Here is a 13,591-nt window from a genome sequence, read left to right on the forward strand (position 1 = left end):
TGTCGTCATTGGTCCGGCTATTCTAGCGCCTGACCCGCCGAAAAGGTTGATCCTGCTCATGAGCCAAGCCCCCCTCGTCCTGGTGGACGGTTCTTCTTATCTGTACCGCGCCTTTCACGCGCTGCCACCGCTGACCACCTCCAAAGGCCTGCCAACCGGTGCGGTCAAGGGCGTGTTGAACATGCTCAAAAGCCTGCGCAGGCAGTACCCGGACAGCCCGTTCGCCGTTGTGTTCGACGCCAAGGGTGGGACCTTCCGCGATGAGATGTTCGCCGAATACAAGGCCAACCGCCCGAGCATGCCCGATGACATGCGCCTGCAAATCGAGCCGCTGCACCAAAGCGTCATCGCGCTGGGCTTCCCGCTGCTGTGCGTCGAAGGCGTCGAGGCTGATGACGTCATCGGCACTTTGGCCCGCAGCAGTGCGGCGGCAGACCGCCCGGTGGTGATTTCTACTGGCGACAAGGATATGGCGCAGTTGGTCGACGGGCACATTACCTTGGTCAACACCATGACCGGTAGCGCGATGGACATTGAGGGCGTGAAGGAGAAATTCGGTGTCGCTCCCGAGCAGATCATCGATTACCTGGCGCTGATGGGCGATTCGTCCGACAACATCCCGGGCGTTCCGGGCATTGGCCCGAAGACCGCCTCCGGCTTGCTCGTAGGCGTGAATGGCGGCCTCAAAGAGCTTTATGAACAGCTGGATATCGTGCCGACCCTGCCGATTCGCGGGGCCAAGAATCTCCCGGCCAAGCTGGAAGAGCACAAGGAGATGGCGTTTCTGTCCTATCAACTGGCGACGATCAAAATCGACGTACCGCTGGATGTAGGCCTGGAAGATCTGCACCTGATCGAGCCTGACCGCGAAAAGCTGCTGGAGCTGTACACGCTGCTGGAGTTCAAGAGCTGGATTGATGAGATTCAGCGCGACGCCAAGCGTGTCGAGCTCAAGGCCTCGACCGAAGCGGCGCCGTCTGCCGAAGCCGTTGTTGAGGTGGTAGCGGCCGCGCCGGTAGAGGCGTCCTACACGACCGTCCTGGACCAGGCGACATTCGATAGCTGGCTGAAGAAGCTCAACGACGCCAAGCTGTTCGCATTCGATACCGAAACCACCGGGATCGACGCGCAAAAAGCGCAGTTGGTCGGTGTTTCCTTCGCCGTACAGCCCCATGAAGCCGCCTACATCCCGTTGACCCATTCCTACGTCGGTGCGCCCGAGCAGTTGGATCGCGACACGGTTCTGTTGGCGTTGAAGCCTCTGCTCGAAGACCCGACCAAACTCAAGGTCGGCCAGCACGCCAAGTTCGACATGAACATCCTGGCCAATTGCGCCATCGGTGGTGACCCTGCGCACGGCATCACCGTGCGCGGCATTGCCTTCGACACCATGCTTGAATCCTACGTGTTGAATTCCACCGCGACCCGGCACGACATGGACAGCCTGGCCAAGAAGTACCTGGACTACGACACTGTCAGCTTCCAGGACATCGCCGGCAGAGGCGCCAAGCAACTGACATTCGACCAGATCGCGCTTGAGCAGGCTGGCCCGTACGCGGCTGAAGATGCGGATATAACACTGCGCCTGCACCAGGCGTTGCATGCACAGCTGGCAGCCATACCGAGCCTGGCCAGTGTGCTGACCGATATCGAAATCCCGTTGGTGCCGGTGCTGGCGCGTATCGAGCGCCAGGGCGCGTTCGTGGATAAGGAACTGCTGGGCATCCAGAGCATCGAGCTGGGTAACAAGATGGTTGAGCTGGAGCGCCAGGCGTTCGAGATCGCCGGTGAAGAATTCAACCTGGGTTCGCCCAAGCAGCTCGGGGCGATTCTCTACGAAAAGCTCGGCTTGCCGGTGCTGAAAAAGACGGGCAAGGGGCAGGCGTCCACGGCCGAGGAAGTGCTGGCCAAGTTGGCCGAAGACGATTTCCTGCTGCCCAAAGTGCTGATGCAGTACCGCAGCATGAGTAAGCTGAAAAGCACCTACACCGATCGGCTGCCAGAGCAGATCAACCCGCGTACCGGGCGTATTCACACCTCTTATCATCAGGCTGTGGCGGCGACTGGACGCTTGTCTTCGAGCGATCCGAACCTGCAGAACATTCCGGTGCGAACCGCTGAAGGGCGGCGGATTCGCCAGGCGTTTGTCGCGCCCAAGGGCTACAAGCTGCTGGCGGCGGACTATTCGCAGATCGAGCTGCGGATCATGGCGCACTTGTCCAAGGACGAGGGCTTGATGAACGCGTTCCGTAACGATTTGGACGTGCACACCGCTACAGCGGCTGAGGTGTTCAAGGTTGAGTTGGCTGAGGTCAGTTCCAACCAGCGTCGCGGTGCCAAGGCGATCAACTTTGGCCTGATCTACGGCATGGGCGCGCAGAAGCTGGGCAAGGATATCGGCGTCGATACCAAGACCGCCAAGGCGTATATCGACGTGTATTTCGCGCGCTACCCTGGCGTTCGCGAGTACATGGAGCGCACGCGGGCCCAAGCGGCAGACCAAGGCTATGTAGAAACCTTCTTCGGGCGTCGGCTGTACTTGCCGGATATCAACTCCAACAAGCCTCAGGAGCGCGCGGCGGCCGAGCGCACGGCGATCAACGCGCCGATGCAGGGCACCGCGGCTGACATCATCAAGAAGGCCATGGTGTTGGTGGATAACTGGCTGACGGAGTCGGGCCTGGATGCCAAGGTCATCCTGCAAGTGCACGATGAACTGGTGCTTGAGGTGCGCGAGGACTTGGTTGCGCAAGTCAGCGAGAAGATCCGCGAGCACATGAGCGCAGCGGCCAAGCTGGATGTACCGTTGGTCGTGGACGTAGGCGTGGGCGATAACTGGGACGAGGCGCACTGATTTCGCGGCTCTGCCACTGCCGGGGGTGGTGGCAGAGCGCTTTAGATCGGAAACCGGTGCCAGTTATTTCCAATAGTTTTTTAAGCTGCCGGAACTTAACCTGTGAACTGCTACTCAGAGTTACTGAATGGGTGGTGAAGCCCTTCAATGCTCCTATGTTGTGTTAAGTGTTGGCAGATATCTGGACCCCGCCCTAGCGGTCCGGAACTTGGACCCCGAACTTCCCCTCCCCATACGAAGTCCGGGGTTTTTTTTGCCCGCAGAAAAGTTATTCCGCGACTTCAGCGCCCTTGTCCGCCAATTCCATCCAACCGGCCAACACCGTGTAGGCGTCTTCCAGGCCCATGCGCTTGGGCGCGGAGAACAGCTGGATGGTGATTGCATCACCCCAACCCTTACGGATGTCGGACTGCACTTTGAGCAGGGTGTTCTTGGCTGCGCCGTAGGTCAGCTTGTCTGCCTTGGTCAGCAGGATATGCATCGGCATGCCGCTGGCGACGGCCCAATCGAGCATCAGCAGGTCGAAGTCGGTCATTGGATGACGGATGTCCATCATCAAAATCAAACCCTTCAAACTCTCCCGGCCACCCAGGTAAGCCTCCAGGTGACGCTGCCAGTGCAGCTTCAACGGGATAGGTACTTTTGCGTAACCGTAGCCCGGCAGGTCGACCAGACGCCGATCATCGTCTAGCTTGAAGAAATTGAGAAGTTGCGTGCGGCCCGGGGTTTTCGAGGTGCGTGCCAGGCTGGCGTGGGTCAGGGTGTTCAGCGCGCTGGACTTGCCGGCGTTGGAACGACCGGCAAAGGCGACTTCAAAGCCTTCGTCATCGGGGCATTGGTCTACTTTGGCGGCGCTGAGCATGAACGTGGACTGTTGGCACAGGCCGAGGATGGGATTCTTGAGTTGCATGAGATTTCCGATGTGGGCGGTGCCGAAAAAGGGTGCGGCAAGCGGTGTCGTTTCCGTTTCAGTAGCGCCAGTATATAATGCCGCAGATTTTGTGTGTGCTTTGTCCCAGCGAAGGATGAGGTTCACGGGAGCGAAAGACCTTCATTGCGCATTAGAACGCAAAACGCTCTCAAACCCTGAAAAGGTCGATGTATGACCCGATAGTTGCTCGCTTTTGGTGTCCTGATTCCGCTTTACGGCGCTCAGGCTACACAGGATCCGGAGGCGGTGTACAACCGAGTTTGCGTAGCTTGCCATGCCGGCCAGCTGCCTAATGCCCCTAAACGGGTGACCAGGCAGCCTGGCAGCCAAGACTGGCCAAGGGCATGGGCACGTTGATGCAACACGTGACCCAGGGTTTCAAGGCGATGCCGCCGCGTGGTTTGTGCATGGACTGCAGTACTGAGGATTACCAGGCCATCATTGAATTGATGGTGAGTAAACCCGGTAGATAACTCTTAAACCCTTAGCCGTAGTTGGATTAGCTGATGAACAAACTGATCGTGAGTCTGCTGTTGACCTTGGGCATCACCGGTGTTGCCCATGCTGCAGGCGACGCTACAGCGGGTCAGGCGAAAGCCGCCGTGTGTGGTGCTTGCCATGGACCGGATGGCAATAGCCCGGCACCAAACTTCCCCAAACTCGCCGGCCAGGGTGAACGTTACCTGACCAAGCAGATGCACGACATCAAGGACGGCAAGCGCACGGTGCTGGAAATGACCGGCCTGCTGACCAACCTCAGTGATCAAGACCTGGCGGACATCGCGGCGTATTTTGCCAGCCAGAAAGGCAGTGTGGGAGCTGCCGATCCGAAACTGGTGGAAAAAGGCCAAGCGTTGTTCCGCGGTGGCAAGCTCGCCGAAGACCAGCCTATCGGCGGCATGCCGGCGTGCAAGGCTTGCCACATTCCGGACGGCGGGGGTGTCGCAGCGGCGGGCTTCCCTCACCTGAGTGGTCAACATGCTCAGTACACGGCCAAGCAATTGAAGGATTTTCGCGAGAAGGTTCGCTATATCGATGGCGACGCGGGTAACAAAATGATGACTGATATTGCGGCCAAGCTTTCGGATAAAGACATCGAAGCGCTGTCCAGCTACATCCAAGGCCTGCACTGATCCGGGCAGGACGTTAACGCTCGATTAATCCGTCGATGCAAGCATAAAAAGGGTGGCTTAGGCCGCCCTTTTTTGTGGCCGGTGCCGTTACACTAACGAACTCATGCCCGCGTAGACCTGTCACACCTAAAGGTCGCGTGAGGCGACTTTATTTGTCCAGGAGTAAAGCATGCGTAATCTGATCCTCAGCGCCGCTCTCGTCACTGCCAGCCTCTTCGGCATGACCGCACAAGCTGCCGATAATGTGCCGCTTGAAGCCGGTAAAACCTACGTTGAATTGGCCAACCCGGTGCCGGTTTCGGTGCCAGGCAAGATCGAAGTCGTGGAGCTGTTCTGGTATGGCTGCCCGCATTGCTATGCTTTTGAGCCGGTCATCAATCCATGGGTCGATAAGCTGCCTGAGGATGTGAATTTCAAACGCGTCCCAGCGTTGTTCGGCGGCCCGTGGGATGCTCATGGTCAACTCTTCATCACGCTGGACACCATGGGTGTAGAGCACAAAGTGCACGCAGCGGTGTTCAATGCCATTCAGAAAGAAGGCAAGCGCCTGGTCAAACCTGAAGACATGGCTGATTTCGTCGCCACTCAGGGCGTCGATAAAACCAAATTCCTTGAAACGTTCAACTCGTTCGCTGTGAAGGGCAAGATGGCCCAATACAAAGAGCTCGCCCAGAAGTACGGCGTACAAGGCGTACCTACGCTGATCGTCAACGGTAAATACCGTTTCGACATCGGCAGTGCTGGTGGCGAAGAGCAAGCGCTGAACGTTGCCGACCAACTGATCGCCAAAGAGCGCGCAGCCAAGTAAGGGGCCTACCATGCGCCGCTGGGGTACCGAACGTGTCGTTGGCCTGCATGATGCGAAGGTCAACGAGCATCACCTGGAATCCACAGGCCTTCCGGCAGATAGCCGCTTGCGCTTGCTCAGCTTCAATATTCAGGTGGGCATCAGCACTGAAAAGTATCGGCACTACCTCACCCGTGGCTGGCAGCATTTGCTGCCCCACAATGGGCGTGCCGTTAACCTGCAAAAAATCGGCAACCTGCTGAACGACTTCGATTTGGTCGCCCTGCAGGAAGCTGACGGCGGCAGCATACGCTCCGGCTACATCAACCAGGTGGAACACCTGGCCCAGCTCGGCGCGTTCCCGTACTGGTATCAGCAACTCAACCGCAACCTCGGGCGTCTGGCGCAGCACAGCAATGGCGTGCTCAGCCGCTTGAAGCCGACTGCCATCGAAGATCACCCCTTGCCAGGCCCCAAAGGGCGCGGGGCGATCCTCGTGCGTTTCGGCGAAGGCCCCGAAGCCTTGGTGGTGGTGATGATGCACCTGGCACTCGGGGGGCGTACGCGCAACCTGCAGCTCGCCTACATTCGTGAATTAATTGGCAACTACAAGCACCAGGTACTGATGGGTGACATGAACACCCATGCCAACGACCTGTTGCAGAATTCCCCGTTGAGGGACCTCGGGTTGCTGGCGCCGCAAGTCGAAGCCACGTTCCCCAGTTGGCGCCCGCAACGCTGTCTCGACCACATCCTGCTCAGTCCGACACTCACACTCGAAAGTGTGCAAGTACTGGCGCAGCCCATCTCCGATCACCTGCCCGTCGCGGTAGAGATTCGTCTGCCGGGTTCGCTTACGGCTGATGCATTACCCGCGTTGAGCCCAGGCCCTCGCGGACCCATTGCATGAGCGACGACGCCCAGCGCTGGAAAGAGAAATACCTGAAAAGCGTCGAGCAGCAAGACAAGCTCGAACGTCGCTGGGCTGCCCGCCTCGACTTGTTACGTCGAGGCCTGGTGCGCAGCACGCTGGCGGCTGAGGGCACCGATCGCGCGGTTGACCAATGCATGAAAGAGATGCGCGACGTCGTGCGTACCGACGACATGGACGCGGCCCTCGCAGCCTTGCTGCCGCGCCTGGAAAAGGCCGTGCTGGATTCAGAACAGCGCCGCGAAACCCGGGTCGACCAGATCAGCACTGCGCTCACGGCCCTGGTCGCGCAGTTGCAAAAGCTGCCGCTGCCGCGTGAAGTCGCACGCCCGCTGAAAACCTTTGCCAAGCAACTGGAGGGGCGAGTCGGCCAGGCACGCGAGATTCCATTGTTGCTCAGCGAGCTGAGCAGCCTGCAAGGGCAGGCGCTGAATAACCTGGATTCGGATGGCGAAACCCCGCGCCCTGGGCCGGGTTTGCTGCAACGCCTGTTTGGCGCGAAAGAGGGTTCGAATGAAGCGCCGGTGGTTGAAGCTGCACCAGCGTCGGCTGCGCCAAAATCCACGGCGCCCAAGCTCGCCCCTGAGCCTCAGGAACCGGAGCAATCCGAAGAACTGACCCAAGCCTTGCGCGCCTTTGCGCCACTGCCGAAAACGCCGGCAGCGTCACAACCCGAACACGTTGTGCCTGTCAAAGTGGCGGAGGTTGCCGGCGAAACCTTTGCCTTCGAGGCACCGGCTGCAGAGGGGCCTGTCGAGGTGCCTGAACCTGAAGCGGTGGAGGTGCTGATAGAAGAAACCGCCCCAGAAAGCGCACTCGCCGCCTTTATCGAAGAGGCGCAGGTCGAGGTCGACACTCCAAACGAAACCGCCATTGGCAGCTTGTCGCTCCCGCCTGTGCTGGAAGGTCTGGAGCCTGACCCCGATGCGTTGGAATCGGATGGCGTCTACGCACTCCCCGACTCGCCCGAACCTTCGTACAGCTCGGTTGCCAAGCACATCGAAGACACCTTGCTTGGCCTGCTGGAAGACCTGTCACTGCCCGAGCGTCACCGTCCCCAGGCTGAGGCCATGCGCGAACGCCTGGCTCATGGCTTGAACTGGTACGAACTGCTGCCGATTCTCGATGACTTGGCGGTGTTGATGCTGGCGATCACCGACAGTGGCCAGCACGAGTTCGAGGCTTACCTCAAACAGCTCAATGAGCGCCTCGAAGCGTTCCAGGGCCATCTGCAAGTAGCCAGTGATGGTCACGCTGACAGCCGCTCGGCCGCGCGTGAGCTGGACACGCAGATTCGTGAACAAGTCGACGGCCTGCAAAGCAGCGTGCAGGAGGCGGCCGACCTGGACAGCCTCAAGCACGTGCTAGAGAGCCACCTTGAAGGCCTGCTCGGCACCATGGATCAACATCAGCAGCAGCGTGATCAGCGAGAGCAGGAAGTGGCGGCGCGCCTCAAGGGGCTGGCTGAGCGGGTGGCGAATATGGAGCAGGAAGCCCAAGGGTATCGCGAGCATCTGGAAGTCCAGCGCCAGAAGGCGTTGATCGATCCGCTCACCGGCCTGCCCAACCGGGCAGCCTGGAGCGAGCGTCTGGACCACGAAGTCAACGCCTGGCACCAGCGCGGCAACAGCCTGTCGCTGGCCATGCTGGACCTTGATCACTTCAAGCGCGTCAATGACGGCTACGGACACTTGGCGGGCGACAAAGTGTTGAAGATCATCGCCAATGTGTTGCGCAAGTACCTGCGCCCGACTGACTTTATCGCGCGGTTTGGCGGTGAAGAGTTTGTATTGCTGATGCCTGACTCCGCTTTGTCGGACGCCTTGGGCGTGGGTGAGGTGTTACGCGCGGCTATCGAGGCCTGCCCTTTCCATTTCAAGGGCGAACCGGTGACGATAACGGTGTCCATGGGTGTGGCGCAGTTCCAGCCGGGTGAGCGCAGTGACTTGGCGCTAAAGCGTGCCGACGAAGCGCTCTATCGAGCGAAGGCGGCGGGACGTAATCAGGTGCAGGCGGCGTAAAAGATGTTCCATTTTGTAATTTGACCGCTCAGGCACAATCCGTACGTTACACTGTTGCATTATCGTCTTCAGCGTAATGTCTTCTGCCATGAAATCCTTTTACCTCGCCTTCGTATTGTTCTTGCTCGCCGGCTGCGCGAGCGGCCCTCGCCTGGACACCAACCATCCTTCGCTCAATCACGACAATCGTGTGCAGTTCGTTGTCGTCCATTACACCTCCACCAACCTTGAACGCTCCCTGGCGCTATTGACGCATGGCCAGGTCAGCAGTCATTACCTGATCGGCGACGATGCTTCAGGCACCATCTATAAGCTGGTGGATGAGAGCCAACGCGCCTGGCACGCCGGAGAAAGCGAGTGGATGGGCCGTACGTGGCTCAACTCCAGCTCCATTGGTATCGAGATCGTCAACCCGGGTTATCGCGACACGCCGACTGGCCGCGTCTGGTACCCGTATTCCGAGGCGCAGGTGCAGTCGTTGGTGGTGTTGCTCAAGGACATCAGCAAGCGCAATGGCATCGACCCCAAGAACATCATTGGTCATAGCGATATCGCGCCGCTGCGCAAGCTCGATCCGGGCCCGTTGTTCCCGTGGAAGCGCTTGGCAGCTGAGGGGCTGGGAGCTTGGCCGAATGCGCAGGCCGTCGCTCGATTCCAGACGCAGTACGCCGCTAACCTGCCGAGCATCACCTGGTTCCAGGAAGAGTTGGCGCGGTTGGGCTATCAGACACCACAGACCGGCGAGCTGGATGTTGCCACTCGGCATGTGATCGCGGCGTTCCAGATGCATTTCCGGCCATCGCTGTTTGATGGCACGCCGGATGCCGAAAGCGCTGCGATCCTGCGCGCATTGAACCGGAGTTAGGCGCTAAAGCGGCAGCGCCATGTAGAACTGCGTGCCCTGCCCCGGCCGCGAGTAGACGCCCATGCGCCCGCCGTGCAGTTGCACAATTTCCTTGCACAGCGCCAGCCCCAGGCCGGCGCCGCCTTTCTTGCGTCCAACCTGCACGAAAGGTTCGAAGATACGTCCTTGCTGGCCATAGGCGATACCTTCGCCGTTATCCTCGACGCTGATAATCACCCGTTCGCCATGACGGCGCGCCTGCAGGCGAATTTGCCCGCCATCGGCGGTATGTCGCAATGCATTGCCTAAAAGGTTGTCGAGTACGCGCTCAAGCTGGGCCTGGTCTGCGTACAGCCTGGGCAAGTCAGATTGGGCTTCCACCAGCAGTTCGATGTGCTGAGCATTTGCCAGCTCGGTAAAGCGGGCTCGTGCATGCTCCAGCAGATCGGTGACATCGCACGGCCCTAGCGTGAGTTTTTGCAGGCCATTCTGGTAGCGCGAGAAGTTGAGCAAGTCGTTGATCAACTGCATCAAGCGCTGCATTTCTTCATTAACCGTATCCAGCAGGTCCGCTTCACGGGACTCTGCGGGAAACTTCGCGCGCTCACGAAACAGCCCGAAGGCCATGTGCATACCGGTGACGGGCGTACGCAGTTCGTGGGAGGCGCGCAAGACGAATTCGCTACGCACGCGCTCAAAAGCGCGCTGCTCGGTCACATCGTGCAGCACCATCACCGCCCCAAGAATATGCCCCTGGGTATGACTGACTGGCGTCAGGCTGTAGGTCAGCAGGCGCAATTCGCCCTCGACCTCCACTTCCAAGTCCTCAGGTGCCCGCTCCAGGTTGCCGCCGCGCAGCACCAGTTGCAGCTGCTCATCCATTTCCGGGCGACCCAACGCTTCGCCCAAACCCTGCCCCAGCCGTGCCTCGTCCCAGCCCAGCTGGCGCTGTGCTACGGGGTTGAGGTGTTCGAGGCGGCCTTGGCGGTCGATCATCAGCAGGCCATCGTCGATGCTGTCGAGCACCGCTTGCAGACGCTGCTGGCCGGCCAGCAGTTCGTCGACATTGGTTGCCTGATGCTGGCGCAACGCTTCGGCCATGATGCCGAAGCGGCGGGTCAACTGGTTCATCTCCGCGGCAGACGAGATGGGCAGCGTCACTTCGAAATCACCCTGCCCGATCTTGTCGGCGGCTTTGGCCAAGGCTTCGATGGGGCCACCAAAGCGTCGGGCGATACCGTGTGCAGTGATGAAGCCGATGATCAACACTGCTAGCCCGACCAGGCCCAGAAGACCGGCAATCAGCAGCGCCCGGTCGCGGGATTTGTGTTCACTCTCGTTGATATTCTCCAGCGCGTGCTTGTGCTCGGCGATCAGGCCATTGCGCAAGGCGTTGAAGGTTTCGGTCAGCTTCGGGTCTTTGCTATTTGCCAGTGGGCTTTGCTGGGCTTCGTCAAATGCCTTGAGGAAGTTCAGGTAGTCAATGCGTGCCTGGCTGAACCCGCTGAGCTTGCCGTCTTGCTGTTCATGGGCGATGCCCTCATCCAGCAAGGCGAAATATTGCTCTTTTGAAGTTTTCAGTACCTCGGGGTCCGGTTGCTCCTGCAGCATCAGGATCAACTGGTCACCCAGGGTCTGACGCAGCTTGAGGCCAAGGTCCAAGGTGATGAAGTTGCTGCGGATCAGCGACTCCTGGCTCTTGGCCATTTGCATGACACTGACCAGTCCCAGGACCAGTCCCAGCAGGGCGACGGTGATCAGCGCTGAGATACTCAGGAACAAACGAGTGCGCAGTTTCATCGCTAGCTTCATAGGGTACAGCTCACAAGTTGTACTGTTTACGTTTGCGGTACAGGGTCGACGCGTCGATACCGAGAGTGCGGGCCGCCTGGTCCAGCGTGTCACTGGTGGCAAGTACCGCGCCGATGTGGGCTTTCTCCAGCTCATCCAGGCTCAGCGCCGCACCAATGCGCGGCGCATTGTTGGTCGGCTGCTCGGCCATCCCGAGGTGGCTGATTTCAACCTTTTCCTGAGGGCAGATGATGCTGGCTCGCTCCACAACGTTTCGCAGTTCTCGGATATTCCCCGGCCAGCGGTAGTTGAGCAGTGCTTCGCGCGCTTCATCGCTGAAGCCGCGTGCCGGTCGGGCGTATTCCTTGACGAAGCGCGCCAGGAAGCGGTCGGCCAACGTCAGAATGTCTTCACTGCGCTCACGCAGCGGTGGCAAGTGCAAGGTGATGACATTCAGGCGGTAAAGCAAATCTTCACGGAAGCGGCCGTCGCGCACCATGTCTTCCAGGTTGAGGTTGGTCGCCGCGAGAATGCGTACATCGGCGCGTCGGGTGACCGGATCGCCCACGCGTTCATATTCCTTGTCTTGAATGAAGCGCAGCAACTTTGGTTGCAACGTGAGGGGGAAATCGCCGATTTCGTCGAGAAACAGCGTGCCGCCATCCGCCTGGTTGACTCGGCCCAAGGTGCTTTCGCTGGCACCGGTAAAGGCGCCGCGGCTGTGACCGAAGAGTTCGCTTTCCATCAGCTCTGCCGTCAGTGATGGGCAGTTGATGGTCACGCAGGACTTCTTCGAGCGCTTGCTCCAGCCGTGAATGGCGCGGGCCAATTCACCCTTACCTGTGCCTGATTCACCAAGGATCAAGATGTTGGCGTCGGTGCCCGCGACTTGGCGCGCGGTTTCCAGCACTACCATCATCGCCGGGCTGTGGGAGTCGAGGCCATCCTTTGGCTGGCGAACTTCGCCTTCCAGTGCTTCGAGGCGAGCGGAGAGTTGGCGCACTTCCAATTGCTTGGCGGTAGCGAGGCGCAGTTGGTCTGGGCTGCAGGGCTTGACCAGATAATCGGCGGCGCCAGCCTGGATCGCGTCTACTGCGGTATCCACGGCCGAGTGTGCGGTCACAATCACCACGCGCATCCACGGCGCCTGGATGCGCATCTGCGCCAACACGTCCAGGCCATTGTCCTCGCCCAGGCGCAGGTCCAGGAAGCACAAGTCGAACACTTGGCGCTGCATCAGCGCATCCGCCTGCGCAGCGCTGTTGGCGGTGGCTACGGTGTAGCCTTCATCTTCCAGGCAGTAACGGAAGGTGCGAAGGATCGCGGATTCGTCATCCACTAAAAGAATGCGGCCTTGAAGTTCCTTGGCTGATTCCATCTGTCCCGCGCTCCCCTTAACTATGAATGATGGTGTTTAGTCCCGGAATAATCGGGCAAGTTGCATGGTTTATTCTGATCGATAAAAGCCATCTTCGGGCAGGTATCTGCACAACCTCCTACAAACGCGCGATTTGATGGCCTTTTCATGCCTAGTAGCCACTTCGGCAACGCTATTTCTCTTTTCGATCCGTTGACCCCACCACTGACCATCGTGCATTTCGCACGGCCTGGATAGGGGCATCGTGCAGGATGCTGGGCTGTCGATCCGAGATGTATTGTTAACCTATTGATTTTATTGAGTTTTATTTTGTAAAAAAACTGGCACGCGCCCTGCAATATCCCTCTCAACAGTGTCATGACCGAATAATCAGAATGCGGGAGAAATGCAGCATGACTCGCCAAAGCCTCAGCCAATTGCGTGTATCGCCACTGCGCTTGCAGCAAGGTCTGTTTGCCAGCCTGGCCTTGATGGTCACGTTGATTGCGGGCCAGCAGTTCCAGCATTGGCAGCAGAGTCAGCAGCAAACCCTGCAATTCGAACGTCCGGTAATGACCCAGCACCATTTCAGTTCCGTCAGCAGCGTGGCTGCCGACGTTACCGCCCCGCAATTGAGAGTGGCAGACCAGGATTCGACTCTTGGCGAGTTGCCTGCTCAAGAACGTTGGGTGTTCTAGGCAACAAAAGGTCGCTTGTGTTGAGCGGCTGCACGGCACTACCGCTGTTACCCCTATAAAAGCGTAAGGAGAATCACCATGTTGAGTTGGGCAATCACATTTCTGATCATCGCCATTGTGGCTGCAGTCCTGGGCTTCGGTGGTATCGCGGGCACCGCCACGGGTATCGCAAAAATTCTGTTTGTGGTCTTCCTGGTGATGTTCATCGCTTCGTTCTTCTTTGGTCGTCGCGGCCGAGGCTGAA

General features: G+C 59.1%; 11 protein-coding genes and 1 pseudogene. 9 read left to right on the forward strand and 3 right to left on the reverse strand.

The features are described from left to right. Nucleotides 1-58 precede the first annotated feature (58 nt). Complete coding sequence (gene polA / locus AACW30_RS31270) at nt 59-2,854, forward strand: DNA polymerase I (protein ID WP_200624189.1); 2,796 nt, start codon at nt 59-61, stop codon at nt 2,852-2,854. Between the two features lie 268 nt (nt 2,855-3,122). On the opposite strand, the gene yihA is transcribed toward polA, so the two are convergent. After that, complete coding sequence (gene yihA, locus AACW30_RS31275) at nt 3,123-3,764, reverse strand: ribosome biogenesis GTP-binding protein YihA/YsxC (protein ID WP_106576038.1); 642 nt, start codon at nt 3,762-3,764, stop codon at nt 3,123-3,125. Nucleotides 3,765-3,968: 204 nt separating this feature from the next. Here yihA and AACW30_RS31280 point away from each other — a divergent pair. The 6 genes and pseudogenes from AACW30_RS31280 to AACW30_RS31305 all read left to right on the forward strand — a co-directional run bounded on the left by AACW30_RS31280 (nt 3,969) and on the right by AACW30_RS31305 (nt 9,522). Next, nucleotides 3,969-4,258, forward strand: a pseudogene (locus AACW30_RS31280) (c-type cytochrome). 33 nt (nt 4,259-4,291) lie between these two features. Continuing rightward, the gene (locus AACW30_RS31285; protein WP_106576039.1) at nt 4,292-4,918 is read left to right on the forward strand and encodes a c-type cytochrome; all 627 of its coding nucleotides are present in this window, start codon (nt 4,292-4,294) and stop codon (nt 4,916-4,918) included. Between the two features lie 169 nt (nt 4,919-5,087). Continuing rightward, nucleotides 5,088-5,726 carry a thiol:disulfide interchange protein DsbA/DsbL gene (locus tag AACW30_RS31290; protein ID WP_200624190.1) on the forward strand — a complete coding sequence of 213 codons (639 nt, stop codon included), beginning with the start codon at nt 5,088-5,090 and terminating at the stop codon, nt 5,724-5,726. A gap of 10 nt (nt 5,727-5,736) precedes the next feature. Further along, a complete protein-coding gene (locus AACW30_RS31295) occupies nt 5,737-6,615 on the forward strand; it encodes an endonuclease/exonuclease/phosphatase family protein (RefSeq protein WP_200624191.1) in 879 nt (292 codons plus the stop codon). Continuing rightward, nucleotides 6,612-8,657, forward strand: a complete 2,046-nt coding sequence (locus tag AACW30_RS31300; protein WP_200624192.1) for a GGDEF domain-containing protein — start codon at nt 6,612-6,614, stop codon at nt 8,655-8,657. The genes AACW30_RS31295 and AACW30_RS31300 overlap by 4 nt, the downstream gene beginning before the upstream one ends. 88 nt (nt 8,658-8,745) lie before the next feature. After that, complete coding sequence (locus tag AACW30_RS31305) at nt 8,746-9,522, forward strand: N-acetylmuramoyl-L-alanine amidase (RefSeq protein ID WP_200624193.1); 777 nt, start codon at nt 8,746-8,748, stop codon at nt 9,520-9,522. A 3-nt stretch (nt 9,523-9,525) separates the two neighbouring features. On the opposite strand, the gene AACW30_RS31310 is transcribed toward AACW30_RS31305, so the two are convergent. Next, the gene (locus AACW30_RS31310; protein WP_106576044.1) at nt 9,526-11,313 is read right to left on the reverse strand and encodes a KinB sensor domain-containing domain; all 1,788 of its coding nucleotides are present in this window, start codon (nt 11,311-11,313) and stop codon (nt 9,526-9,528) included. 10 nt (nt 11,314-11,323) lie between these two features. Beyond that, the gene (gene algB, locus AACW30_RS31315) at nt 11,324-12,670 is read right to left on the reverse strand and encodes a sigma-54-dependent response regulator transcription factor AlgB (RefSeq protein ID WP_078740007.1); all 1,347 of its coding nucleotides are present in this window, start codon (nt 12,668-12,670) and stop codon (nt 11,324-11,326) included. A 392-nt stretch (nt 12,671-13,062) separates the two neighbouring features. Between algB and AACW30_RS31320 the strand changes: the two genes are divergently transcribed. Further along, nucleotides 13,063-13,347, forward strand: a complete 285-nt coding sequence (locus AACW30_RS31320; protein ID WP_106576045.1) for a hypothetical protein — start codon at nt 13,063-13,065, stop codon at nt 13,345-13,347. 78 nt (nt 13,348-13,425) lie between these two features. After that, the gene (locus tag AACW30_RS31325; RefSeq protein ID WP_003170804.1) at nt 13,426-13,590 is read left to right on the forward strand and encodes a DUF1328 domain-containing protein; all 165 of its coding nucleotides are present in this window, start codon (nt 13,426-13,428) and stop codon (nt 13,588-13,590) included. Nucleotide 13,591 lies beyond the last annotated feature (1 nt).

The organism is Pseudomonas sp. MF6747 (assembly GCF_963890955.1).
Lineage (GTDB): Bacteria > Pseudomonadota > Gammaproteobacteria > Pseudomonadales > Pseudomonadaceae > Aquipseudomonas.

Bases quoted from the DNA above. Each gene is read 5' to 3' on its own strand.
- AACW30_RS31290 (WP_200624190.1), top strand. From the start codon at position 5,088: ATGCGTAATCTGATCCTCAGCGCCGCTCTCGTCACTGCCAGCCTCTTC.
- AACW30_RS31300 (WP_200624192.1), top strand. From the start codon at position 6,612: ATGAGCGACGACGCCCAGCGCTGGAAAGAGAAATACCTGAAAAGCGTC.
- AACW30_RS31295 (WP_200624191.1), top strand. From the start codon at position 5,737: ATGCGCCGCTGGGGTACCGAACGTGTCGTTGGCCTGCATGATGCGAAG.
- AACW30_RS31285 (WP_106576039.1), top strand. From the start codon at position 4,292: ATGAACAAACTGATCGTGAGTCTGCTGTTGACCTTGGGCATCACCGGT.
- AACW30_RS31320 (WP_106576045.1), top strand. From the start codon at position 13,063: ATGACTCGCCAAAGCCTCAGCCAATTGCGTGTATCGCCACTGCGCTTG.
- AACW30_RS31310 (WP_106576044.1), bottom strand. From the start codon at position 11,313: ATGAAGCTAGCGATGAAACTGCGCACTCGTTTGTTCCTGAGTATCTCA.
- algB (WP_078740007.1), bottom strand. From the start codon at position 12,670: ATGGAATCAGCCAAGGAACTTCAAGGCCGCATTCTTTTAGTGGATGAC.
- yihA (WP_106576038.1), bottom strand. From the start codon at position 3,764: ATGCAACTCAAGAATCCCATCCTCGGCCTGTGCCAACAGTCCACGTTC.
- AACW30_RS31325 (WP_003170804.1), top strand. From the start codon at position 13,426: ATGTTGAGTTGGGCAATCACATTTCTGATCATCGCCATTGTGGCTGCA.
- AACW30_RS31305 (WP_200624193.1), top strand. From the start codon at position 8,746: ATGAAATCCTTTTACCTCGCCTTCGTATTGTTCTTGCTCGCCGGCTGC.
- polA (WP_200624189.1), top strand. From the start codon at position 59: ATGAGCCAAGCCCCCCTCGTCCTGGTGGACGGTTCTTCTTATCTGTAC.